Source organism: Verrucosispora sp. ts21, from assembly GCF_002879555.1.
In the GTDB taxonomy this organism is placed as follows: Bacteria; Actinomycetota; Actinomycetes; order Mycobacteriales; family Micromonosporaceae; genus Micromonospora; species Micromonospora gifhornensis.
This window is the reverse complement of sequence record NZ_PNOZ01000040.1, coordinates 31,287-55,696: the sequence shown is the minus strand read 5'-3', so window position 1 is coordinate 55,696 and position 24,410 is coordinate 31,287. Positions and strand designations below refer to the sequence as shown.

Here is a 24,410-nt window from a genome sequence, read left to right as displayed (position 1 = left end):
CGCGCCGCCCCGGTCCCCACGACGCCCGGTCCCCACGACGCCCGGTCCTCAGCAAGCCTGGTCCTCAGTGAGCGCGGCTGTCAGGTCAGTACCAGGCCGGCCACCCAGAGCGCGCCGATCACCACTCCGGCGAGGAACTCGATCAACATGGCCAGGCCGGTGGCGGCGACCGCCTGCTTGGTCGCCGGCCAGGCCAGTGCGGTGTCGCCCAGCCGCAGCCGTTCCATCAGGAAGATGCCGACGACGAAGCCGATGATCAGCCCGACGACGGGGATGACGAAGAAGCCGACCAGGCCGAGGAGCGCACCGACGAGCAACGTGGCGGTGGGTACGCCGGCCCGTTTGAGGTTGCGGCCGGGCCAGGCGTACTTGATCACGGTGCCGCCCAGGGCGACCACGGTGGCCGCCGCGAGCACCAGCCAGCGGCCGGCGCCGGCCTCACCGAACAACGCCCACACGAGTACGCCGCCCCAGCACAGCGGCAGGGCCGGCAGGCCGGGCACCACCACGCCGGCCAGCCCGGCGAGGATGGCCAACGCGGTGATCACCGAAACCACGGCACCGGTCTCTGTCAGACTCACGGCTCCCCATCCGATCGCTTCATCTGTTAAAAGGGGGCCCTTTCTCTACCGCAGGCGTTAATAAGGTGCCCTTCCTTACCCGCCGGCCAGGCGGGTGGAAATTACGGCGGCGGGCTCTGGTGGGCCGAACAGGCGCCCCTGAGCGGAATCGCAGCGTAGCGCCCGGAGCCGCTCGGCCTGCGGCTCGGTCTCCACCGCCTCGGCGGTCACCCACAGCTCCAGGGCGTGGGCCAACCGCACCAGCGCGTCGACGATGCGCTCGTCGCGGTGATCGGCGACATCCGGCTCGTCGCCCCGGATGCCCTCGACGAACGGCGCGGCCAGCTTCAGACAGGTGATCGGCAGCCGACGCAGGTACGCCAGGTTCGAGTAGCCGGTGCCGAAGTCGTCGACGGCCAGCCGGACTCCGAGCTCGGCCAGCCGGTGCAGCGTCCGCAGCGGCTCACCGCCGGAGCCCATCACGGCGCTCTCGGTCAACTCCAGTTGCAGCAGTTCCGCCGGCAGTCCACTGCTGGACAGGGCATCGGCCACGGTGTCCACGATCACCGGAGCGTCGGCCTGCCGGGCGGCCAGGTTGACGCTGACCACCAGCCGCGCGTCAGGGAAGTCGACGTGCCACCGCTGGGCGTCCCGACATGCCTGCCGCAACACCCACTCGCCGAGCCGGACGATCAGGCCGGTCTCCTCGGCCAACCCGATGAACCGGTCCGGACCGATCAACCCCAGCTCCGGATGCTCCCAGCGGACCAACGCCTCGACCGCCAGCATCCGACCGTCCAACAGCGACACGATCGGCTGGTAGTGCAGCACGAACTCGTCCCGGTCCAGCGCCACCGGCAGTTCGGCGACCAGTGTCGACCGGGCGATGTCCCGGGCGCTGCGCTCCGGGTCGTACACCGCCCACCGGCCCCGACCCTCCGCCTTGGCCCAGTACAGCGTGGTGTCGGCGGCCTTCATCAGCTCGGCGGCGCTGGTGCCGACGAGGTCGGAGGCGACGATGCCGACGCTGGCCGAGACCATCAGCTGGTGGTCGTCGATGAACACCGGGGCGGAGACGGCGTTCAGCGCCAGCTCGGCCACCGCGATCATGTTGTCGACCCCGGCGTCACCGTCGACCAGGATGACGAACTCGTCGCCGCCCATCCGGGCGACCAGGTAGCCGTACTCGGCCACGCAGCCGGCCAGCCGCCGGGCGATCGTCATGAGCAGCCGGTCACCGAGGTCGTGCCCGAGGCTGTCGTTGATCGCCTTGAAGCCGTCGAGGTCGAGGAAGCAGACGCCGACCCGGCCCGAGGAGCTGAGCAGGCGGCTCAGCGTCTCGAAGAACAGCGTGCGGTTGGGCAGTTCGGTGAGCGGGTCGTGCAGCGCCTGGAAGCGCAACCGACGCTGGAGTTCGTACCGCTGCGTGATGTCCTCGGCAACGGCGATGGTGAAGCGGGGCCGGCCGTCGTCGTGCCGGATCAACGAGACGGCCAGGTCCGTCCAGACGGAGGTGCCGTCCTTGCGGTAGTACCGCTTCTCGACCCGCCCGGATTCGAGTTTGCCCTCGATCAGTTCCCCGTACAGCTCCCACATGCCGGGTGCGTCGTCGTGGTGGACCAGGGCCGTCACGTTGAGCTGGCGCATCTCCTCGATGGAATAGCCGAGCAGGTCGGCGAAGGGCTGGTTGACGTCGATGATCTGCCCGTCGACGTCGGCGATGCCGATGCCGATCGCCGCGCCCCGGAAGACCGCCCGGAACCTGGCCTCGCTGTCCCGCAACGCCCGCTCGACATCGTCGCGGGCCTGCCACGCCGACCGTGCGATGCTCTCCTGCTGGGCGAAGGTGCGATCGCGCAGCGCGCGGGCGAACCCGGCCGCGAGCGCGCCCTGCGCCACCGCGATCCGGTCGGCGAGCCCGGTCGCCCCGCCCAGCACCTGGTCGGGCAACCGGTCGGCGAGCGAGCGCACCGACCACTCGATCATGTCCGGTTCGGTCAGGTGCGCCTCGACCATTGCCTGGCCGACCTCCGCCGCCACCGACGCCACCTCATCGGCGTGCAGCAACGCCTCCGCCAGCCGCAGGGTGTACGACAACAGCAGCCGCTCGGTGTCGGCCGCGCTCATCGGTACGAAGCCGAGCCGGCGTACCGCCTGCGCCCACTCGGTCGCGTAGCTGTGCGCGCCGGCCGGATCGACGGCACGCCCTCCGGGGGCACCGACGGCCGACATCAGGTCACCCCGCTACGTCGTCGTGGCGAGCCACCGCACCGAAGGCACCGAAGCGTTGCGCATCGGCGACCACGTCGGACGGCGAGTCGGGACGCCACAGCTCCATGTGCACCACACCGGGTTCGAGGATCGTCCAGTCGCCGAAGAACGAGGTGATCTCGGCCCGCGACCGAAGCGTGATCTCGGTGCTGGTACGCGCCGAGAGCCGCTGCGCGTCGAGCATCTCCTGCGGCTGGTCCTCGTAGGTGGAATGCGAGATCACCAGGTGGCTGCCGGGTGCGGCGGCGGCCCGCAGGGTGGCCAGGATGTCGCCGGGCCGGTCGGTGTCGGGTACGAAGTGGACGACGCCGGCCAGCAGGATGCCCAGCGGCCGGTCGAAGTCGAGCAGTTGCAACGCCCGGGTCTCGGCGAGGATCCGCTGCGGGTCACGCAGGTCGGCGTGGATGACGCCGGTCGACTCGTTGCCGGCCAGCAGTTCCCGACTGTGCGCCACCGCCACCGGGTCGATGTCGACGTAGACCACCCGGGCCTGCGGGTTGGCGGCCTGGGCGACCTCGTGCACGTTGCCGACCGTGGGAATGCCCGAGCCGATGTCGAGGAACTGGTCGATGCCAGCGTCGAGCAGCACGCGTACGGCCCGGCGCAGGAACTCCCGACCCGCCCGCATGGTCGCCGGCAGGTTCGGTGTCATCGCCGCGATCTGGTCGGCCAACTGCCTGTCGACCTCGAAGTTGTGGGCACCGCCCAGGAAATAGTCGTACACCCGGGCCGCACTCGGCCGGGAAAGGTCGATCTCGATGGGTGCTCCGTCCGGCTGCTGCACTGGTCGCCCCAAGTCGTCGCCACGGATCAGGTAACGCTGCCTACTCTAGGCCCGCGCGTCACACCCTGGGAGATCCACAACCGCCTTTGTCCGGCGACCGTGCCGGCGCGCCCGGTCAGGCGACGCCGGCACGGCGATCAAACAGCTCCGACCCGGTGGTCAGGCGGCTTCGAGCAGCATGGAGATGCCCTGGCCGACGCCAACGCACATGGTGGCCACGGCCCGCCGGCCGCCCCGGCGACGCAGTTCCAGCGCGGCGGTGAGCGCGAGTCGGGCACCGCTGGCACCGAGCGGGTGGCCCAGTGCGATGGCCCCGCCGTTCGGGTTGACGTGTTCGGCGTCCTCGGGCAGGCCCAGCTCCCGCAGCACCGCGACGGACTGGGCGGCGAACGCCTCGTTCAACTCGATCACGTCGAGATCGGTCACGGAGAGTCCCTGCCGCTGAAGCAGTCGCCGGGTCGCCGGCACCGGGCCGATGCCCATGATCCGCGGCGGCACCCCGGCTGTCGCCGTCGCGACGACGCGGGCCAGCGGGGTGAGACCGTACTCCTCGACGGCCCGCTGCGAGGCGACCAGCAGCGCCACCGCACCGTCGTTGACACCTGAGGAGTTGCCGGCGGTCACCGTGCCGCCGGTGCGGAACGGGGTGGGCAGCGCGCCCAGCTTCTCCATCGAGGTCTGCCGGGGGTGCTCGTCGACCTCGACCAGCCGGGTCTCGCGCCGACCGGCCGGCACGGTCACCGGCACGATCTCCTCGGCCAGCCGGCCGTCGGCCTGCGCCTTGGCGGCCCGCAGCTGCGAGCGGTACGCGAACTCGTCCTGGGCGAGCCGGTCGACACCGAACTCGACGGCGACGTTCTCCGCCGTCTCCGGCATCGAGTCGACCCCCCAGCCCTGCTCCATCAGCGGGTTGACCAGCCGCCAGCCGATCGTGGTGTCGTACATCTCGGCGGCGCGGGAGAAGGCGCTGGTGGCCTTCGGCATGACGAACGGGGCCCGGCTCATGCTCTCCACCCCGCCGGCGACCATCAGATCGGCCTCCCCGGCGACGATCGCCCGCGCGGCGGTGGCCAGCGCGTCGAGGCCGGAGCCGCAGAGCCGGTTGACCGTGCTGCCGGAGACCTGCTCCGGCAGGCCGCCGAGCAGCGCCGCCATCCGGGCCACGTTGCGGTTGTCCTCACCGGCCTGGTTGGCGCAGCCGAACACCACGTCGTCGGTGCGGGACCAGTCCACCGACGGGTGCCGGGCGACCAGTTCGCGGATCACGTGCGCGGCCAGGTCGTCGGGGCGTACGCCGGCGAGAGCGCCCGCGTACCGGCCGATCGGGGTGCGGACACCGGCCACCAGGTATGCCACGGTCATCGCGAGTCCTTCGGGGGTGGGAAGGCAGGGGTGCGGAGCGTCCAGTGGATCAAGCAGGACGTCCTGCCGCCAGGATATCGCCGCCGAGTCCGGATAGGTTTGTGGGCATGGCAAGAGCCCAGTTCAGCGCGGAGACCAGTGAGGCCGGCGCGTTCGTCCGTCAATCCAACCGGTTCACCGGTCGGGTCACCCCGCACTCCAGTTCGCCGCCCGGTGCCGGGCCGGACGAGCAGAACCGCTGGCCGCTGGAGCCCGGCCGGTACCGGCTGATCTGGTGCCGGGCCTGCCCGTGGTCGCACCGGGCACTGATCGTCCGCAACCTGCTGGGGCTGGACGAGGCCATTTCACTGGGCACCGTCGACCCGATCCGCGACGAGCGGGGATGGCGGTTCACCCTCGACCCGGACGGCTTCGACCCGGTACTGGGCGTCGGCTTCCTCTCCGAGGCGTACCTGGCCACCGATCCCGACTACACCGGCCGGGTCACCGTGCCGGCGCTTGTCGACACCGTCACCGGGCGGGTGGTCACCAACGACTATCCGCAGCTCACCCTGGATCTGTCCACCGAGTGGCGGCGGCTGCACGCACCGGACGCACCGGACCTGTACCCGGTGGAGCTGCGCCCGGAGATGGACCAGCTGATGGCCGACATCCACCGCGACGTCAACAACGGCGTCTACCGGTGCGGCTTCGCAACCTCCCAGCAGGCGTACGACGAGGCGTACACGGCGCTGTTCGCCCGGTTGGACGCGTTGTCGCTGCGGCTGGCCGAGCAGCGGTACCTGATGGGCGACACGATCACCGAGGCGGACGTGCGGCTGTTCGTCACGCTGGTCCGCTTCGACGTGGCCTACCACGGGCACTTCAAGTGCAACAGGCAGAAGCTCACCGAGATGCCCGTGCTGTGGGCGTACGCCCGGGATCTGTTCACCACCCCCGGCTTCGGGGAGACTGTCGACTTCGACCACATCAAGCGGCACTACTACGCCACCCATGACGAGATCAACCCGACCGGCATCGTGCCGCTCGGCCCGGACCTGCACGGCTGGACGACGCCGCACGGACGTGGCTGAGCGCCGAGCCACGGCCGTGGCCGAGCGCCGGGCCGCGGGTGTGGTCGAGCGCCGTGCCACGGGTGCGGCGGTCTGCGTGCTCGTCGGCGCGGTCGCGGCGACGTTCGCCGTGGTCGCCGGTCCCGGTCCGGGCCTGACCGGGTACGTCAGCGAGGCCGGCGTGGCCGACAGCATCTACGCCTGGACGTACCGGCTCGGGGTGCTCACCCTGGGTGCCGCGCTCCTGCTGCTCGCCGCCGCACTACGCGACCGGTCGCGTTACGACGCCGTGCCCCGACCGGCGCGACGGCCCGACAGAGCCTTGCGGATCGCGGTGGTGCTGCTCGTCGTCGGGGCGGTGGCCACCGCCCTGTCCGGCGCGGTGACCTGTAGCGACGGCTGCCCGTTACCGCCGTTCGAGACGCCCACCGTGGCGGATCTGGTGCACGGCGCGGCGAGCATCGTCGCCGCCGGTGCCACGGTCCTCGCCATGATCGCGATCTTGTTCTCCCGGGCAGCGGCGGAGCCGCTGCGCCGCACCGCCACGATCTGCGTGGCGTCGGCCCTGCCGCTGGCGGGCGCGCTCGGCCTCGCCATGCTGCTCGTCGGCCGGGGAACGCTGGCCGGCGTGCTGGAACGACTGCTGCTGCTGGTGATCGTCGGCTGGGGTGTGGTCACCGCCGCGATCCTGGCGACCGCGGATCCTGGCGACCGCGAGAAGATGAACTCATGAGTACGTTGTTCACACCGCTGACGCTGCGCGCGGTCACCCTGCCCAACCGGATCGCGCTGGCCCCCATGTGTCAGTACAGTGCCGGCCCCGACGGCCTCCCGCACGACTGGCACCTGGTGCACCTCGGTACGCGGGCGGTCGGTGGCGCCGGCCTGGTGATGACCGAGGCGACCGCGGTGCTGCCCGAGGGACGGATCAGCCCGCAGGACACCGGGATCTGGTCCGACCGGCACGTCGACGCCTGGCGTCCGGTGACCCGGTTCGTGGCCGCCCAGGGCGCGGTGCCCGTCGTACAGCTCGCGCACGCCGGGTTCAAGGCGTCGACCTACCGGCCCTGGGATCCGCACCGGGGCGGGGTGCCCGACACCGAGGACGGGTGGACTCCGGTCGGGCCCACCGAGCAGCCGTTCCTCCCGGAGTACCGGACGCCGACCGCGCTGGACGAGGCGGGCATCGCCGCCGTGGTGGAGGCGTTCGCGGTGGCGGCCGGCCGGGCACTGGCCGCCGGATTCGCCGGTGTGGAGGTGCACGCGGCACACGGCTACCTGCTGCACGAGTTCCTGTCCCCGCTGACCAACCACCGCACCGACGCCTGGGGCGGCGACCGGGCCGGGCGGATGCGGCTGACCCTGGAGGTCGCCCGCGCGGTCCGCGCCGCCGTCGGTGAGCAGGTGCCGGTGCTGGCCCGGATCTCGGCCACCGACTGGGTCGAGGGCGGCTGGACGGTCGACGACAGCGTGGCGCTCGCCGCCGAGCTGGCCCGGGCCGGGGTCGACCTGGTCGACTGTTCCTCGGGCGGGGCGTCGCCGAACGCCACCGTCCCGGTCGGCCGTGGTTACCAGGTGCCGCTGGCAGCCCAGGTGCGCCGGGAGGCGCAGGTGCCCACCGGGGCGGTCGGCCTGATCGTCGAGCCGGAACAGGCCGAGGCGATCATCGCCGACGGCGAAGCCGACCTGGTGCTGCTCGGTCGGGAGCTGCTGCGCAATCCGTACTGGCCGCGCCAGGCCGCCGCCAAGCTCGGCGCGGAGGCCACCTGGCCCGAGCCGTACCTGCGAGCGGCCTGAAGGCCGGCGGGTGAGCCCGGCAGGTGACACTGCCGGGATCACCCCGCTGGGTGGCACCTGCCGGGCTCAACCCGCGAGGTGCCCCCACTTCCCCTCCAGCTCGCACCACGGCCCCTGGGCCATCACCATGCCGTCGGTGAGCACCACGACATGGTCGGCCCGCACCAGCGCGGCCCGCTTCGACGTGGACCCGACGACTGTCACGCCGTGCTCGCGCAGCGCCTGCCACAGCGCCAGTTCGGTGGTGACGTCCAACGCAGAGGAGACGTCGTCGGCGACCAGCAGTTCGGTACGCGGTGCCAACGCCCGGGCCAGCGCCAGGCGCTGGAGTTGGCCGCCGGAGAGCCGGGTGCCCTTGTGCCCGATGAGCAGCCCGAGCCCGCTGCCGGTGGCCGCCAGGTCGTGTTCCAGCTGGGCGGTGGCCACGGCGTGTCGGGCGTCGACCGGATGCCCGAGGGTGATGTTGTCGGCGACCGTGCCGGAGAGCACCCGGGGCACCTGGCCGACATAGCCGACCTGGTTGGGGCGCAGGAACAACTCCGGCTCGGTGACCGGATCGTCGTTCCAGGTCACCTGCCCGATGTGTGGAGCGATCCCGGCCAGGGCCCGCAGCAGGGAGGACTTGCCCGCACCGACCGGGCCGACGATCAGGACGAGCTGGCCACGCTCCACGGTCAGGTTGACATCGCGTACCGCCACGGTGCCGTCGGTGTGCCGTACGCCGAAATTGGTCAGCTCCAGCCGACGCAGCGGGGTACGCGGCGGCTGCGGTGGGGCGGGCGCCGTCCCCGCTATGAGATCGACACCCGGGATCCGCGCCGAGTACGCCTCGACGCCGGCCATCTCCACAGTCCGACGCGTCCACACCCGAGCCGACGGCACCTGCGAGACCAGTGACGCGGTGGTCCACGCGAACCAGCGGGCCGCACCCAGCGTGGCGACCGCGACCAGCGCCGCCCCGGCGGCCAGCCCGCCGGACAGATACAGCGCCCAGACGCCGATCGGCAGCAGGCCGCTGGCCAGTGCCGGGGTGGACCGGGCCCACACCTGCACGGCGATCTCCCGGCGCTGCCGGTCGCTGCGGACCGTGTCGAGGCGGGCCAGGTGGGTCAGCACCGGCCGGGTGGCCCCGGCGAGCTTCACCGTCCGGGCCGCCGACAGGCTGGACACCAGCGCGGTGGCGAAGGCGGCCCGGGCGGCCACCGTGTCGCGGGCCGCGCGTTCCAGTCGCGGCCCGAACGCCGTCGCGGCCAGCCCGGACAGCACCATCGTGCCGATGAAGAACAGCCCCGGCACCACGCTGTCGGTGACCACTGTCATCACCACCAGCAGGATCACCGCGACCGTCTGGTCCAGCACGTTGTCGGCAAGTTGGACGACGCGTTCGGTGTCACCACCCTGGGCCACCACCTCGGCCGGGCTGTGCCGGCTGATCCGGCGTGGACCGGTCTGCCCGTGCACCAGGCGGGCACTGATCCGCAGCATCTGCCGGACGAACCAGGCCGGGAACCACAGGTGGGTCCAGTAGTTGGCGGGGATGGCGAGGATCAGGCCGGCCGCGATGCCCAACGCGGGCAGCCACGGATTGCCGGTGCCGTCCACCACGTCGACCCAGAGCCAGGCCAGCAACGGCCCGTCCAGACCGAACACGGTAAGTACGGAGAAGATGCCGATGGCCGACAGGCCGTAGCGGGGATCGTTGAGGCAGAGCCGGACGATCTCCCGCATCGTCTGGAACCGGGACGCCGGCCGACGCTCCACGCCCGGCCCACCCGCCGGCACGTCACCGCCACCGTCAGCACGCCCGCCACCGTCAGCACGCCCGCCGCCGTCGGTACGCCCGCCGCTCTGGCGTCCCTCGACCGGCTCGACCGGTTCGGGTCCGACGACCGGCGCGGGATCGTCGGCGGACCGCTCGACGCCAAGCGTCGACGAACCACCGAGCGGGCCACCCGACAGCGCGGCGGCGTCGGGGAACGCGCCCCCGGCCAACTCCGTCGAGGCGGCGCCGACAAGCGCCGGTTCACCCTGCACGGCATCGGATTCGACGAGCAGTGCTGGGTCGTACGCGTCGGTGTGGCTGGCCGCGAGCAGCTCGGCGAAGCGACGGGAACTGGCCAGCGGGCCGGCCTCCACCACCGCGCCGTCGGCCAGCACCACCACCTCGTCGCACTCGCGTACGGAGGAGAGCCGGTGCGCGATGACGATGCCGATCCGGTCCCGGAGCAGCCGCGAGGTGGCCCGCTGGACCCGTGCCTCGGTGACCGGGTCGAGCCGGGCGGTGGCCTCGTCCAGGATCACCACGTGCGGATCGCGGACCAGGATGCGGGCGAAGGCGACCAACTGCTCCTGCCCGGCCGACAGCACGTGCCCGCCCTCGCCGAGCCGGGTGTCCAGGCCGGCGGGCAGTTCGGCGATCCAGCCGGCCAGGTCCAGCTCGTGCAGGGCCCGTTCGGCGGCGTCGAGCAGTTCCGGGTCGAACAGCGCCACGTTCTCGGCGAGGGTGCCGGCCAGGATCTCGGTACGCTGCGGCACCAGCGCGATCCACCGACGTAGCTGTTCCACGTCCAGGTCGAGCACGTCCCGCCCGCCGAGCAGCACCGTGCCCGCCGGCACGTCCACGGCCCGGGTGAGCACCTTGGCCAGCGTCGACTTGCCCGAGCCGGTCCGCCCGACAAGCGCGTACGAGCGACCGCGGATGAAGGTCAGGTTGACCTCGCGCAGCGCCGGACCCCGCTCGGCCTCCGCTTCGACCGGGTAGCGGAAGGTCAGGTCACGGATGACCAGATCGCCGTCGACCGGGGAGTCGCCGCCGGTCGGTTCCTGCTCGGCGTTCTGCAGCAGTTGCACCCGACCCCAGGCACCGAGGGCGTGCTGCACGTCGGGCACCATCCGGCTGATGTGTTCGACAGTCATGCCCAGGGAGAGCGCGAGCAGCCAGATCGCGGTCAACTGGGCGGCGTCCACCCGGCCGGTGCCGAACGCCCACACCCCGCCCAGCACCACCAGGACGATGCCGGCCCGGGTCACCCCCGCCGCGATGGAGTTCACCTGCGCACCCATCCGCCAGACCACCAGTCCACGGCGGAGCACCTCCGACGCCCGGCGGGCGTAGAGGCGCAGCACGTACGGCCGGGCCAGGCTGGTGCGTACGTCGTCCTGGCCGTGGATGGACTCCTCCATCACCGCCGCCAGGTCGGACCAGGCCGCCTCCTCCTTCATCCGGGCCGGGGCGATCCGACCGGCGGGCCGGCGCAGGGTGACCGCGAGCAGGACGGTCACCAGCAGCATGCCGATTCCGGCCGGCCACCAGACGGTGATCGCGACCAGGGTGGCCGCCACACCCACCGCCAACGACTGGGCCAGCCGGATTCCCGGTCCGCGTACCCCGGAGGCCACGTCGTAGACGTCACCGTCGATGCGGTCGAGCATCTCACCGACCGGCGTCGTCTCCAGGGCGGGCACGGGTTGCCCCATTGCCACCCGACAGAGTCGGCGGCGCAGGTCGGCGGACCAGTCGGCGGTCACCCCGGCCATCACCAGGCTGACCACCAGGTCGCTGAAGACGGCGGCGGTCAGGGCGATCGTCAGCAGCACGAAGAAGACGACGGAACGGTTCACCAGCACCGGCCCGGCCAGCGCGGCGGTGGCCGCCTGGCCGATGCCGCCGATCACGACCAGCACGGCCACCAGGGTCATCCTGCGGGAAGAAGTGACCCACAGATCACGAAGCAGTCGCACGGGTCCGTCCTCGGGTGTGATGGCGAAGGTTCTAGCCTGCGGGCAGGACCGTGCCGGTTCAACGCCTTTTTTGCGCAATCCGGCCCGACCTGTTGCTTTCCGCCGCGTCCTGTGCCGGGCCGGGCGAGTCGCCGCGGGCCGTCGTGAGGAGTCACCAGCGGGGACCGCCGAGGGCGGCCAGGCGCTTCAGAACAGCACGGTCGCCAGCGTGCCCACTGGGCGGAACCCGCACCGCTCGTAGACCCGCCGGGCGGGCACATTGAAATCGTTGACGTACAGGCTGACCGTCGGGGCGACCCGGTGCAGGGCGTCGCGCACCACGGCCGCCATCGCCGCCGTCGCGATCCCACGCCCACGCCACTCGGGCGCCACCCAGACCCCCTGGACCTGCGCCGTGTGCCGGGTGACGACCGCCAGCTCCGCCTTGAAGACCACCTGACCATCGACAATGCGGGCGTACGCCCGACCGGAGCGGATCATCTCCGTGACCCGGCGGCGGTACCCGCGCCCGGCGTCGTCGGCCAGCGGCGAGACACCGACCTCCTCGGTGTACATCGCCACGGCCGCCGGAAAGAGCAGGTCGAGCTCACTGCCACGAACCAGGCGTACGTGCGGGTCGGCGGGGACCGCGGGCAACGCCTCGGTGGCCAGCAGCGGTTGATTGGGGCGTACGTCCCGAGCCGGCCCCCAGGTGTCGGAGAGCCGGTCCCACAACTCCAGCACCGCGTCGGCCCGCCCCACGATCGACGAGCAGATCCGGTCCTCACCGGCGAGCAGATCGGCGAAGGCGGCGGTCGCCTGTCGGGTGGCCAGCACCGGCGTCAGGTTGCCGCCCAGCCAGCAGACCGATTCGAGCTGCCGGCGGGAGCCGTACCCGAGCACCCGTCCCTCGGCCCGCCACCACGCCAGCCCGCGCGCGGCGATCCGCTCCGCGACCTGCGCACCCGCGTACGGGTCGAGGTCGAGCAGCCGCTCGACCGCGCGACGCTCTGACTCACCAAGTTGCCGCACCGGCGCCGTCAGCACGGTTACCAGCCTGCCAGATCCGCCCGAGTCGTGTTGGCGGACGGTAACCGTCCCCCACACCGAGCACGATCATGGGCGGGTGTGGGGCGGGTCAGTGGACGCTGACGGTGGCGCCGGGGAGCAGGCCGCGCAGTTCCTCGGGCAGCTCGGCGCCCATCTCGTCGGCCAGTCGCAGTGCCTCCTCGATGAGGGTCTCCACGATCTGCCCCTCGGGCACGGTCTTGACGACCTGACCCTTGACGAAGATCTGCCCCTTGCCGTTGCCGGAGGCCACCCCCAGGTCGGCCTCGCGGGCCTCGCCGGGGCCGTTGACGACACAGCCCATCACGGCCACCCGCAGCGGCACCGGCAGCCCTTCCAGGCCGGCAGTGACCTCCTCGGCGAGCTTGTAGACGTCCACCTGGGCCCGCCCGCAGGACGGGCAGGAGACGATCTCCAGGCCACGCTCACGCAGCCCGAGGGACTCCAGGATCTGGTTGCCGACCTTGATCTCCTCGACCGGCGGCGCGGACAGCGACACCCGGATGGTGTCGCCGATCCCCTCGGCCAGCAGCGCACCGAAGGCGACCGCCGACTTGATGGTGCCCTGGAAGGCCGGGCCGGCCTCGGTGACGCCCAGGTGCAGCGGGTAGTCGCACTGCTCGGCGAGCTGCCGGTAAGCCCGGATCATCACCACCGGGTCGTTGTGCTTGACCGAGATCTTGATGTCCCGGAAGCCGTGCTCCTCGAACAGCGAGCACTCCCACAGCGCCGACTCGACAAGGGCTTCGGCGGTGGCCTTGCCGTACTTGGCGAGCAGCCGCTTGTCCAGGGAACCGGCGTTGACGCCGATGCGGATCGGCGTACCGGCGGCGGAGGCCGCTGCCGCGATCTCCTTGACCTTGTCGTCGAACTGCCGGATGTTGCCGGGGTTGACCCGCACCGCCGCGCAGCCGGCGTCGATCGCGGCGAAGACGTACTTCGGCTGGAAGTGGATGTCGGCGATGACCGGGATCTGCGACTTGCGGGCGATCGCCGGCAGCGCCTCCACGTCATCCTGGCTCGGCACCGCGACCCGGACGATCTGGCAGCCGGAGGCGGTCAGCTCGGCGATCTGCTGGAGAGTGGCGTTGACGTCGGCGGTCAGGGTGGTGGTCATCGACTGCACGGAGACCGGCGCGCCACCACCGACCGGCACCGAACCGACCATGATCTGGCGGCTCGCCCGGCGGGGGGCCAGCGGCGGCGGCGGTACGGCAGGGATACCGAGGCTGACAGCTGTCACTTCAGGCACTCACCTTGGGAAGAGGGTGATCGGGTTGACGACGTCCGCAGTGATCGTGAGCAGCGTGAACACACCACCGATCAGGATCACCACGTACGTGAAGGGCATCAGTTTGAAGTAGTCGACGCGGCCCGGGTCGGGGCGGCGCAGCCGCGCGTACACCCAGGAGCGGGCCCGCTCGAACCAGGCGATGGCGATGTGGCCGCCGTCCAGGGGCAGCAGCGGCAGCAGGTTGAACACCCCGATGAAGAAGTTCAGCGAGATGAACAACATGATGAAGATTTCCCAGGCGTTGTTGGCGACGGCCTCGCCGCCGAGCACGCTGGCGCCGACCACGCTGATCGGGGTGTCGATGTCGCGTTCGCCGCCGGTGATGGCGGTCCACAGCGCGGGGATCTTCTCCGGCAGGCGCTGCAACGCCTTCGCGGTGGCCACCGCCATGTCGCCGATGAAGGTGCTTGTCGCGCCGACGGCCTCCACCGGACCGTAGGAGACCAGACCCGGGGTGCTCAGCACCAGGCCCACGCCGAGCGCGGAGACCTCGGTGACCGGGCCGTCCGGGTTGTCGATCGGCGGACGCTTGGTGGTGGCCAGCGTGGTCTCGGTGGTGCCGGCCTGACCGTCGCGCTCGTACCCGATGGTGGCGGTGCTGCCCGGGGTGGTGGCCCGCAGCGTGGTCAGCAGCTCGCCGTAGTTGTTGATCGGGGTGCCGTTGATCGAGGTGATCCGGTCGCCATTTTGCAACCCGGCCGCCCCGGCGGGGCTGGCCGCGTCGCCCGCGGCGCACTCCCGGTAGGTGGTGTCCGGCAGGACGCAGTCCTGGATGGCGATCACCGCAGGCTCGGCGCGGATCTGCTGCTCGTCACGCGGGAAGTCGGGGTTGGGCAGGCCGAAGGTCATCGCCGCCAACCAGGCCGCGAAGATCGCCAACCCGAAGTGGGTGATCGACCCGGCGGACATCACGATGGTCCGCTTCCACACCGGGTAGCGCCACATGGCCCGCTTCTCGTCGCCGGGCTCGACGTCGTCGTCCTGCGGCGTCATGCCGACGATCTTGCAGAAGCCACCGAGCGGGATGCCCTTGAGGCCGTACTCGGTCTCGCCCCGCTTGAAGGAGAAGATCGTCGGGCCGAAGCCGACGAAGTAGCGGGTGACCTTCATGCCGAAGGCCTTGGCGGTGAGCATGTGGCCGGCCTCGTGCAGGCTGACCGAAACCAGGATGCCGAGGGCGAACAGCGCCACCCCGAACGCGAACGACATCAAGCTCCTTCCACCGCAGCAGCGATGATCTCCTGCGCGTGCGCGCGGGCCCACGACTCGGCTTCGAGTACGTCCTCGACGGTACCCGGTTCACCGAAATCGGGAGCTCCCTCCAGCACCCGCTGTAACGTGTCGACGATGCCGAGGAACGGCAGTCGCCCGGCGACGAACGCCGCGACGCACTCCTCGTTTGCCGCGTTGTAGATCGCCGGTCGGCAGCGCCCCGCCTCGCCGGCCGCCTTGGCCAGCGCCACCGCCGGGAACGCGGTGTCGTCAAGCGGCGCGAACTCCCAGGTGTGGCTCTTGCTCCAGTCCACGGCTGTGGCGGCGTCGGCCACCCGGTCGGGCCAGCCGAGCCCCAACGCGATCGGCAGCCGCATGTCCGGCGGGCTGGCCTGGGCGAGCGTCGAGCCGTCGACGAACTCGACCATCGAGTGGATCACCGACTGCGGGTGCACCATCACGGTGATGTCGGCGTACGGCACGTCGAACAGCTCGTGCGCCTCGATCACCTCCAGCGCCTTGTTGACCATGGTCGCCGAGTTGATCGTGACCACCGGCCCCATGTTCCAGGTCGGGTGCGCCAGCGCCTGCTCGGGCGTGACGGCTGTCAACTCGTCGCGCCGCTTGCCCCGGAACGGCCCACCACTGGCAGTGACGATCAACCGGCGTACCTCACCCCGGCTGCCACCGCGCAGGCACTGCGCCAACGCCGAGTGCTCCGAATCCACCGGGACGATCTGCTCCGGCCGCGTCACCGCAGCCTTGACCAGCGAGCCGCCGGCCACCAGCGACTCCTTGTTGGCAAGCGCGAGCGTACGCCCGGCGCGCAGCGCCGCCAGCGTCGGCGCGAGCCCGAGCGACCCCACCACCCCGTTGAGTACGACGTCACACGGCCACTGCGCCAACTCGGTCATCGCGTCCGGCCCGGCCACGATCTTGGGCAGCTTGAACTCGCCGGAGGCCCAGCCCCGCCGACTCGCCTCGGCGTAGAACGCCAACTGAAGATCCTGCGCGGCGGACGCCTTGGCCACCCCGACCGCCTCGACGCCGAGTTCCAGGGCCTGGGCGGCGAGCAGCCCGACATTCCCACCACCGGCACCCAGCGCCACCACCCGGAACCGCTCCGGGTTGCGCCGCACGATGTCGATGGCCTGGGTACCGATCGACCCGGTACAACCCAGCAGCACAAGATCACGGGGGGAACTCACGCCGCCCATTCTCCCCCACGCCCGCTGGGCGAGAAGGAAGGGCACCTTATTAACGCCTGCGGTAGAGGAAGGGCCCCCTACTAACAAGCGAGCTGCCAGGAGCGGCCCAGGTCAGGTCAGGGCTGCTCGTTCTCCAGCGGCTCCTCGTCGTCGAGCAAGTCTGCCGGGTCGACCGAGAAGGCGAAGGGCCGGTTCATCACGAAGGTCGTGCCGGCGGCGGCTGCCGCCAACGGTCGGTACTCGCCGTCGACCAGTTCGAGCAGAGCGAGGGTGGGCACCCGGTTGCGCAGGTCCACCCGCAGGAAGAACGGCACTCCGGCGGCGGCGTACTCGCGCGGCCGGTCGATGACGTCCTTGCGCCGGTTACCCGGAGACACGATCTCGCCGAGCAGCACCGCCGTGGCGATGTCGACGGCTGAGCGGCCACCACCCGACCTGGTCAACACCGCGATGTCCGGTATGAAGAGGTCCTTGCCGGAGACGACGTTGATCTCCGGATAGACCCAGAACCCGGCCCGGCGGGCGGCACGGTGCAGCAGGTACGGCAATTCACGTTCGACCGACTGATGGTCGATACCGGCGTGGGGTGTCACGATCACGCTTCCGCTCAGGACCTCAACCTTGGGGCCGTTGGTCTCCGGCAACAGGTCGAGGGCGAGCTGAGCGGTCCACGGCTCGTCACGCCACCGCAGCACGTCGAACGACGGCCCGGCGGGCCGGTCGTCGGCGCCAGCGTCCGGCGCGGGCTCGGGCGCGTACGCGGCCTGGGCCATCCGGGCTCACCCCCTCAGCGGAACATTCTGCTCAGCTCAGCCTAGCCAGCGCAGCCCGCGCCGCACGCCATCGCACAACCTGTCCGACGCAGCCGGGGCGAGCGATGTCGATCAAGCCCTACCGTCTCCGTGACCGGTCGGCTCTGACGATCTGGCGGAGTTGCTGGATACAACGGCCCGGAATCTCGCCGCCAGGCGGCGTCCCTACGGTCCCTTCACCGGGCGAGACGGCGGGACGCCACTCGACAGCTCGGTCATCCGGTCGCCTCGCCAGGCGCAGAGGGCTGGGGCGAGCAGGTCGGCAGGTCAACCGCCCGACTGTGGGTGCGTTTCTTGTCGCCGGGGCAGCAAGAAACGCACCCACAGCTTGCGGTCACGTCGGGTTCAGGCGCGCACGCCGAGCCGGCTCGCGCGGGCGGCGGCGATGAACCGGGTCCAGCTCTCGGGGCCGAAGCTCAGCTCCGCGCCCTGCCGGTCCTTGCTGTCGCGTACGCCGACCGCGTCGGCAAACCCCGCCACTTCGACGCATTCACCGCTGCCGGACCGGGACGACGTGCGCCACACCCCGTCACGCTTCATGGGTCATCTCCTTCGCGATCGCCGTGATCAGCTCACGGGAGTCGTCGCCATCGAGCGCTCGCTCGCCGAGCGAGCGCCAGACATCCTCGTAGGTCTGGATCTCGTGCGGCTTGTCAAGGTAGACCGCGCCGCACGGGCCGTCCATGTAGATCGTGGTCGGCTCCGGCTCCCGCACCTCGGTCGGAAAGTCGAGCACGGTGAAGGTGCCCGTGTCGGCCGAGCGGAACAGCCCGGCGGCCAGGGGAAGCACCCGGATCTTGATGTTGTGTTGTCGACCCGCCACCACCAGCGCGTCGAGTTGCCGGGCCATCGCCGAACGGTCACGCAGCGGCCGACGCAGCACCGCCTCGCTGAGAATCACGTCGTAGTAGGGCGCTCGGGGCACTGCGCGAGCCAGCAGACGTTGTCTGCGCAGTCGAACATCTACCTTGACCTGCTGCTCCGCCTGGGACAGGTCCGGATGGTTCGTCGCGATGACCTCGGTCATGTACTCGACCGTCTGCAACAGGCCGGGGATCAGGTCGGCCTCGTACTTTCGGATCTTGGTCGCGGCGGCCTCCAGGCCGACGTAGAGCTTGAACCAGTCCTCGATCGCCTCCCCGTAGCTGTGCCACCAACCGTGCGCCTTGGTTTCCCGGGCCAGGGCGCGCATGGTCTGGATGGTCTCCGGGGTCGCGCGGTACACCCGGCACATGGCCTCCACGTCGTTCGGGTGCATGGGGACCTGGCCGGTTTCGTACCGCCAGATTCGCGGCGTCGACCATTCCAGTTCCTTTGCGGCCGCGACCACCGTTACGTGCGCGTTTTCGCGAAGTTCTCTCAAATACCTGCCGAGTTGCCTACGCGGGACGGTGCTTCCCGGGTCGTCCACGTCATCTCCTCTGCTGTTGTCGCGTAAGGCACCTCATCCCTTGATTCGCATTCTCGCGCAAAACATTGCGCCGGGCCAGTAGTGAAATGACCATCGTGGATGACCAGCCAATCCCCCTGGCAGGTCACGGCCGGAGCGGACGCCTCCCACGACCTCATCCCGGCGTCCGCTCCGGCCCCGCGACCAATCCCCGAAGGAGCACCATGGATTCGATCGACGAGACCCTCGGCGAGATTCCGCTGCCTCCATACATCACCGCCGAAGATGTCACATTCGCTCTCCGGGCGATAAGCGTGCACGCCGCCCAACAATGGCCCGACGGCTCGCGCTGCCGCAACGACCGGGCACCCCACCCCTGCCGCCTGCACCGCTGGGGCCGCCGCATCCTCACCATGCGCGGCCTCACCGATCAACGGATCAACACGATGCTCGCCGAGCAGGAAGCCGCCCGCCCATGATCTACCTGTCCGGCCAGCACCCACTCCCCCAGCACGTCCGCGCCGCCACCTTCGACACCCGCTGGCGCGGCCTCGACCCGGACCAGGTGTACGCCTACCTCAACCGGCTCGCCGACGAGATGGAACGCCTGCACCGCGAGTTGACCACCGCCAACACCGAAGCCGAACGCATCCGCCAGGCACTGCACCAATGGCAGTCCCGCCAATCCGCCCACCGCCACCACAGTCGCGGGTCTCGATGAACGCACCCCGCTGGGTGATCCACCTACCCACCACCCTGACCAGCCTCGACCAGGCCACCGCCCTCGCCGTCGCGCTGCGCAACTCCCTCGGCCATTTGACGGTCATCGACTTCGGCGAAACCACCCTCAGCGAGGAAGACAAACAGTTCGTGCGTACCCGAGTCTGGTGCGATGCCCCGCACAACGGCCCCAACCGCTGCCGCCTCCCGAACGACCACGACGGCCCCTGCACCGCCTCCGACCACTAGCCTTTTGGCCCGGCAACTCGTCGCTTTGGCTGTCCCGCCAGACCGCTGGCCGCCAATCGGACACCGCCTACCGACGGGACCACGATGAACGCGCCATTCTGGATCATCCACCAACCCACCAGGCTGACCACCCTGGACGAGGCCACCGCCCTCGCGGGCGCCCTTCGCGAAGAGGACCGCCACTTCCTCCGCCACCGAGACTAGTGCGATGCCCCACTCAACAACGGCGACCGATGCCACCGCATGAACACGACGGCCAGTGCCAGGCCCTCAATGAGCGACAGCAACCGACTATGAATTATTGAACGGCAAGAATGGCAACGTTGCGGAGCAACATTACTCACCTGCGCAACCGCTCTTCCAACCCGCCGCCGCCACTTTCCAGGCGAGCCAATGCAGCAACTGCCGCTCAACCTTGCGCGACGCAACCGGAAGCCGCGCAAAAACATCGAGAGCAACATCAAGACGCGCCAAAGAAATATGCTTTCCTCGCCCCACCTCTACGGATAAGCCGTCAGCAAAAGCAAGAACACGGCATTTCCAAATCCGGGCAGATCGCTCTTCATATCCATACGGTAGAAGCAGATACAGTGCCTCCTCGTTCAAATTCAGTCCATTAGCATCCCATCCCAGCTGATCACCTTCGGCAGCATCGATCAAGCAAGACAGCTCTCGCTTGGAGACCACCCGCACCGCCGCCGGGACCACCAACCCCGAGTGCGTTCGCACGGAATTCTCACGACCGATCCGTAACCACCTGAGCCAGCTCAACTAATCCACCACATTAATCACACGGACCATAGTGTCTTCGTTGAATTTCTTATTGTTCGGATTGGCCAACCTGTTTAAAGCCTCACGCATCCGATGATTTCCCTCTTCAACAACGCCGTTGTAGATCCGAATCGTCGCAACCTTTGTGTTTGGATCGTTTATAGCCTCCAACAGCACATCGTCATGCATGTCACGCACGTCGTTCGCTTTATGTGCCGGGGTTCCATAGTCAGGGGTTCTCACGTGGCGCAGGTCACCGAGGCGCACCGGCTTCGCCTCGCTGCGGAACCTCGCATCCATCGCGTCTTCGGGCGAAGGCTTGCCACTAAACAATTTCCCGAAGAAGCCCGGCGGACAGTTGTGCACCAACAGCGAGGTACGCCTAGCGACTACATAGTACGTGTGAATGTTGGCGACGGTGAGGTTGTGGACGGTGGCGCGGGGGACGCTCCAGCGGTCGATGGCGGTGATTTGGACGTACGTGCCGGCGCTGGTTTGGAGCCACTGCCCGGCCTGAAGGTCGGTGGCGTCGATCCACTCGCCCAGCTCGGGTACCCAGAACGGGTGGCCGTCGGTGGCGGTGACCTCGGAGACTTCGGTGCCCTGGTCGCCGTCGGTGTCGATGGTGACCTTCACCAGCTGCTTGGCACCGTCACCGGTGATCGTCGCGGTGACCGTGTCCACCTCGGTACGGCCGGTCTCCGGATCGGTGACCACCACCTTGTCGCGGGGCTTGACGTCCTCGATCGCCTTGGTTGAGCCGTCAGCCATGAGCACCCTCGTGCCCGGGACGAAACTGTTGGAGACGGGACAGGATTCGCCGCCACCCGACGAACCGGCGTCGTTGCCGCTGGTGCCGCCGTTGCTGCGGTTGGAGGCGCCTGAGGAGCCGCCCGGCTTCGAGTCGCCCTTACCTCCACCGCCGCCGCCCTTGCCGCCGGCGCCGCCGGAGGCTGCGGACGAGCCCTTCGGGTTGGAGTTGGCCTGGGCTTCCTTCTGCGGGGCGTTACCCGTCTTCTTGGCCGACTGGGTCGCCTTGTTGCTTGTCGAGTTGACCTTGTCGGCGGCCTTCTTCTTCGCTGCCTGGGCGGCTTTCTTGGCCCGTTCGATGGCGAGCTTCTTGGCCTGCAACGCGGCGGCCTCGGCAGCCCGTGCCGCCGCCAGCACCGCCTCGGCGGCCCGTTTCGCTGCTTGCCATGCCTGGATCGCGTTGATCGTCCGGTTGACCGCCCGGATCACCGACGGGATCTTGGCGACCTTCGTCCAGGGGATCGCGTTGAGGATGAGGCTGCCGCACGCCCACATGTCACCGCCGAAGCAGTTCATGGCGTCGTTGATGCCGATGAACTCCTTGAGGATGTACCACGCGGAGTCGAGGATCACCGAGATCAACGACCGGCCCATGTTGGCCTGCGCCTGAGCGATCATCGCCGACGACAAACCCGCACCGGCCAGCGCCGCCGCAGTCTCCGACGCCGTCAGCGCCACCGACAGACCCGACGGGTCGGAGTGCGTCACCGGGTTGTTGTGGGCGTACGTGAAACCGTTGTTCTGCACCGGATCGGTCAGATCCAGCACCGGATCCGCGGACAGGAACCGACCCACCTCCGGGTCGTACAGCCGGGCACCCAACGGCACGAAACCCGAAGCGTCATCGCGGACCGCACCCAGGAAGCCCTGGTTGGTCCGCAGATAGCCGCTGACCGCACCGGTACGCACGTTGCCGAACGGATCCTGCTTACGGATCCGCGCCTCCATCACACCGGAGAGGTTCACCTCGGCGTACGGGCTGCCCTGATGGTCACCGGCCACCACGGTCAACGGCTGCTCGGACGTCGCGGCCACGTGCCGCAACACCGCACCACCCGGCGTCGAGTACGTGCGCTGCGCGTCGATCGGCGACCCACCCGGATGCACCGTCAGCTGAGCCTCACCGAGATTCAGCGTGGCCTGCCGGCCCTGCACGGTCAGCAGCCGGGTGCCACCGGGGCCGTAGATGTGCCGAGTCTCGTCCTGCGGGTTCCACTGCTGCGCGGCCGAACCGCTGGCACAGGCCAGCAGCACGATCGGCGTGTTGTCCGCCGAGGCACCGTCCTTCGCGGCCAGACACAGACCGGACGCGGCGTGCTTCAGCTGCGCCGTGGACGGCAGCCGCTCGAACTGCTGCCCGGCCGTGCCGTCACACGCCTGCAACCGCAGCACCGAACCCGCCGTCGTGCCAGCCGGCTGGGCACACCACTTGTCGTCGTAGACCGAGAGCGTGCCGAGGTTGCCGTTGTTCTGGCCCGGGGTCGGAGTGAAGGCCCACTTCTGCCACGCGCCGCCGTTGCACGAGTAAAGCTGGATCGGCTGGTTGGGTTGGGCTAGGCGCTGACTGAGGTCCATGCACTTGGCGGCCAGACCCATGTACGCGGTGCGGCCCTTGCTGCCCGAGCCTGTGATCCGCTCGACCTGGCCGTCGTACGTCCAGGACAGCTCCTGCTGGTCGCCGTTACGGATGGAGGTGACCGACTTCGTCTCACCGGTCAGCTCGTACAGCCGCTTCGCCTCGGAGACGATCGCCGCGCCCTGCGGGGTGGTGTAGCTCTTGGAGACGGCGTCGAGCGTGCGCGGCTGCGCGCCGCTACCACCCTCCACGCCGTACCCGTATCCGTAGGTCGTCGTGATCGGGCCCGTGGAGGTGCGGCCGGTCAGGTCCCGCTCGACCAGCTTGGTGCGGTTGCCGAGCAGGTCGTACTCGTACTCCCGAGCCTTCGGCTGACCCTCAACAACCTGAGGGCCAGAGCACTTCGCTGCTCGGGCCCTCGCCGTCTTCGCCGCCGCCGATCAACCTGGCTGCGCGCGGCGGAGGGCTTCGCGGGAGAGGAAGTCGGCTCGGCGGATGACGTCCGGGAGGCGGTAGCGCGGGCTCAGGTCGAGGGTCAGGGTGGTCGCCTGGTCCAGGGTGGTGCGGTGGCCCACCGACACGAACACCGGCTTGACTCCGGTCTGCGTACGCAGCACCCGGCCCAGCACGTCGCCGTCGGCCCGCAGCGGCGACCAGTCGCCCCGGCTTCCGCCCGGCTGGTCGTATGCGGCGACGAAGGGGGTCTTCGCCACCCCGAAGGTCGGCAGCCCGGTGACCACGCCCAGGTGACAGGCCAGTCCGAAGCGTCGGGGATGGGCGATCCCGTACCCGTCGCACACCACCAGGTCGGGGCGGTTCGCGAGCCGGTCGAGCGCCGTCAGCAGGATCGGCACCTCACGAAACGCCAGCAGCCCGGGGACGTACGGAAACGTCACCTCGCCGGGCACAACGGCCGACTCCACCTCTTCGCCGGTGACCAGGTCGAACACCACCGCGGCGGCCGCGACACGCGGCGACGATTTGTCGTACGACACGTCGACGCCGGCCACGAGTCGTGGCGCGGTGGTGAGGTGTTCGTGCAGGTCGAGACGCTGCCGCAACTGTTCCTGGATGCGCTCGGCCTCCGCCACCGACACAGGAGCCACCGACACAGGAGCCACCGAGCCAGGAGCCACCGGGCCAGAAGCCGCGATCGGCTCACCGGGGTCGGGTGGTCGGGTCACGTCGGGCGGGCCAGGACGAAGGTCTCCAGCTCCTCGCCGCCGTACCAGTCGCTGCGGCGACCGACGGGGGTCATGCCGAGCCGGCGGGCCACCGCCATCGACGCGGTGTTGCCCGGGGCGACCACCGCGTGGATCAGCGGTGTTCCGGTGGCGAATTCCCGTTCCATGCAGGCGCGTGCGGCTTCGGTGGCGTATCCGTTGCCCCAGGCTTCCGGGTGCAGGTGCCAACCCACCTCGATGTCATCGGTGAGCACCTGCTCGTCGCGCCCCGGCAACGGCTTGATCATCACCGTGCCGACCACCACGCCGGTCTCGCGTACCTCGATCGCCCAGAGGCCGTACCGGTCGCCGTACGCCGCGTGTCGCCGGTGCCACCTCGCCAACAGCTCGGCTGCCTGTGCCGGGTCCGTCAACGGGAACCTCGATGCGGCGCCGAGCCACTGAGCGATCTCCGGCCGGGAGTAGATCTCGAACAGCCGGGCCAGGTCCGCCGGCCGGTCGGTCCAGTCCCGCACGAGCAGCCGCTCGGTGGTCACGATCGTCATGAACCATGATCATAATTACCGCCGA

21 protein-coding genes and 1 pseudogene are annotated in these 24,410 nt (G+C 70.0%); 6 read left to right on the top strand and 16 right to left on the bottom strand.

The window, feature by feature from the left end; all coding sequences use genetic code 11:
• Positions 1 to 80 precede the first annotated feature (80 nt).
• The 4 genes from C1A38_RS18445 to pcaF all read right to left on the bottom strand — a co-directional run bounded on the left by C1A38_RS18445 (position 81) and on the right by pcaF (position 4,977).
• Positions 81 to 581, bottom strand: coding sequence for a DUF456 domain-containing protein (locus C1A38_RS18445; RefSeq protein ID WP_102659022.1), 501 nt, complete (start codon positions 579 to 581; stop codon positions 81 to 83).
• 75 nt (positions 582 to 656) lie between these two features.
• On the bottom strand, positions 657 to 2,792 hold the full coding sequence (locus C1A38_RS18440) for a putative bifunctional diguanylate cyclase/phosphodiesterase (protein ID WP_102659021.1): 2,136 nt from the start codon (positions 2,790 to 2,792) through the stop codon (positions 657 to 659).
• 4 nt (positions 2,793 to 2,796) lie between these two features.
• Positions 2,797 to 3,615, bottom strand: coding sequence for an SAM-dependent methyltransferase (locus tag C1A38_RS18435; RefSeq protein WP_102659020.1), 819 nt, complete (start codon positions 3,613 to 3,615; stop codon positions 2,797 to 2,799).
• A gap of 159 nt (positions 3,616 to 3,774) precedes the next feature.
• Positions 3,775 to 4,977, bottom strand: coding sequence for a 3-oxoadipyl-CoA thiolase (gene pcaF, locus C1A38_RS18430; protein WP_102659019.1), 1,203 nt, complete (start codon positions 4,975 to 4,977; stop codon positions 3,775 to 3,777).
• A gap of 107 nt (positions 4,978 to 5,084) precedes the next feature.
• Between pcaF and C1A38_RS18425 the strand changes: the two genes are divergently transcribed.
• From C1A38_RS18425 to C1A38_RS18415, 3 genes are read left to right on the top strand one after another with little or no spacing between them, the layout of a single operon-like run.
• Positions 5,085 to 6,050 carry a glutathione S-transferase family protein gene (locus tag C1A38_RS18425; RefSeq protein WP_102659018.1) on the top strand — a complete coding sequence of 322 codons (966 nt, stop codon included), beginning with the start codon at positions 5,085 to 5,087 and terminating at the stop codon, positions 6,048 to 6,050.
• Positions 6,043 to 6,762, top strand: coding sequence for a DUF998 domain-containing protein (locus C1A38_RS18420; protein ID WP_102659017.1), 720 nt, complete (start codon positions 6,043 to 6,045; stop codon positions 6,760 to 6,762). The genes C1A38_RS18425 and C1A38_RS18420 overlap by 8 nt, the downstream gene beginning before the upstream one ends.
• Positions 6,759 to 7,826 (top strand): NADH:flavin oxidoreductase/NADH oxidase, encoded by a 1,068-nt coding sequence (locus C1A38_RS18415; RefSeq protein WP_102659016.1) that lies wholly within the window; start codon positions 6,759 to 6,761, stop codon positions 7,824 to 7,826. Before C1A38_RS18420 ends, C1A38_RS18415 begins: the two co-directional genes overlap by 4 nt.
• Positions 7,827 to 7,892: 66 nt before the next feature.
• On the opposite strand, the gene C1A38_RS18410 is transcribed toward C1A38_RS18415, so the two are convergent.
• From C1A38_RS18410 to C1A38_RS18375, 8 genes are all read right to left on the bottom strand, one after another.
• Positions 7,893 to 11,567: an ABC transporter ATP-binding protein/permease gene (locus C1A38_RS18410; RefSeq protein ID WP_102659015.1), complete on the bottom strand. Its 3,675-nt coding sequence runs from the start codon at positions 11,565 to 11,567 to the stop codon at positions 7,893 to 7,895.
• A 186-nt stretch (positions 11,568 to 11,753) separates the two neighbouring features.
• Complete coding sequence (locus C1A38_RS18405) at positions 11,754 to 12,593, bottom strand: GNAT family N-acetyltransferase (protein WP_102659014.1); 840 nt, start codon at positions 12,591 to 12,593, stop codon at positions 11,754 to 11,756.
• Between the two features lie 91 nt (positions 12,594 to 12,684).
• Entirely contained in the window at positions 12,685 to 13,857 is a 1,173-nt protein-coding gene (gene ispG / locus C1A38_RS18400; RefSeq protein ID WP_102659013.1) for a flavodoxin-dependent (E)-4-hydroxy-3-methylbut-2-enyl-diphosphate synthase, read from the bottom strand.
• Between the two features lie 9 nt (positions 13,858 to 13,866).
• Positions 13,867 to 15,117 (bottom strand): M50 family metallopeptidase, encoded by a 1,251-nt coding sequence (locus tag C1A38_RS18395; protein ID WP_102659012.1) that lies wholly within the window; start codon positions 15,115 to 15,117, stop codon positions 13,867 to 13,869.
• The gene (gene dxr / locus C1A38_RS18390) at positions 15,117 to 16,328 is read right to left on the bottom strand and encodes a 1-deoxy-D-xylulose-5-phosphate reductoisomerase (protein ID WP_102659038.1); all 1,212 of its coding nucleotides are present in this window, start codon (positions 16,326 to 16,328) and stop codon (positions 15,117 to 15,119) included. Before dxr ends, C1A38_RS18395 begins: the two co-directional genes overlap by 1 nt.
• A gap of 116 nt (positions 16,329 to 16,444) precedes the next feature.
• Positions 16,445 to 17,101, bottom strand: a complete 657-nt coding sequence (locus C1A38_RS18385) for a Uma2 family endonuclease (protein WP_102659011.1) — start codon at positions 17,099 to 17,101, stop codon at positions 16,445 to 16,447.
• A gap of 384 nt (positions 17,102 to 17,485) precedes the next feature.
• Entirely contained in the window at positions 17,486 to 17,665 is a 180-nt protein-coding gene (locus C1A38_RS18380) for a DUF397 domain-containing protein (protein WP_102659037.1), read from the bottom strand.
• 4 nt (positions 17,666 to 17,669) lie between these two features.
• Positions 17,670 to 18,551 carry a helix-turn-helix domain-containing protein gene (locus C1A38_RS18375; RefSeq protein WP_102659010.1) on the bottom strand — a complete coding sequence of 294 codons (882 nt, stop codon included), beginning with the start codon at positions 18,549 to 18,551 and terminating at the stop codon, positions 17,670 to 17,672.
• Between the two features lie 203 nt (positions 18,552 to 18,754).
• On the opposite strand from C1A38_RS18375, the gene C1A38_RS18370 reads away from it, so the two are divergent.
• Genes C1A38_RS18370 through C1A38_RS18360 form a run of 3 tightly spaced genes read left to right on the top strand, consistent with a single transcriptional unit; the run spans position 18,755 to position 19,499 of the window.
• Positions 18,755 to 19,009: a hypothetical protein gene (locus C1A38_RS18370; protein WP_102659009.1), complete on the top strand. Its 255-nt coding sequence runs from the start codon at positions 18,755 to 18,757 to the stop codon at positions 19,007 to 19,009.
• Positions 19,006 to 19,251: a DivIVA domain-containing protein gene (locus C1A38_RS18365; RefSeq protein WP_102659008.1), complete on the top strand. Its 246-nt coding sequence runs from the start codon at positions 19,006 to 19,008 to the stop codon at positions 19,249 to 19,251. Before C1A38_RS18370 ends, C1A38_RS18365 begins: the two co-directional genes overlap by 4 nt.
• Positions 19,248 to 19,499, top strand: a complete 252-nt coding sequence (locus tag C1A38_RS18360) for a hypothetical protein (RefSeq protein ID WP_102659007.1) — start codon at positions 19,248 to 19,250, stop codon at positions 19,497 to 19,499. Before C1A38_RS18365 ends, C1A38_RS18360 begins: the two co-directional genes overlap by 4 nt.
• Positions 19,500 to 19,835: 336 nt before the next feature.
• Here C1A38_RS18360 and C1A38_RS30895 read toward each other — a convergent pair whose 3' ends face one another.
• From C1A38_RS30895 to C1A38_RS18345, 4 genes and pseudogenes are all read right to left on the bottom strand, one after another.
• A complete protein-coding gene (locus C1A38_RS30895) occupies positions 19,836 to 20,159 on the bottom strand; it encodes a hypothetical protein (protein WP_146017575.1) in 324 nt (107 codons plus the stop codon).
• Between the two features lie 465 nt (positions 20,160 to 20,624).
• A pseudogene (locus tag C1A38_RS18355) lies at positions 20,625 to 23,096 on the bottom strand (ricin-type beta-trefoil lectin domain protein); the annotation flags it as partial.
• A complete protein-coding gene (locus C1A38_RS18350) occupies positions 23,097 to 23,768 on the bottom strand; it encodes an endonuclease V (RefSeq protein ID WP_233196892.1) in 672 nt (223 codons plus the stop codon).
• Positions 23,769 to 23,836: 68 nt separating this feature from the next.
• The gene (locus C1A38_RS18345; protein WP_102659005.1) at positions 23,837 to 24,385 is read right to left on the bottom strand and encodes a GNAT family N-acetyltransferase; all 549 of its coding nucleotides are present in this window, start codon (positions 24,383 to 24,385) and stop codon (positions 23,837 to 23,839) included.
• Positions 24,386 to 24,410: the final 25 nt, after the last annotated feature.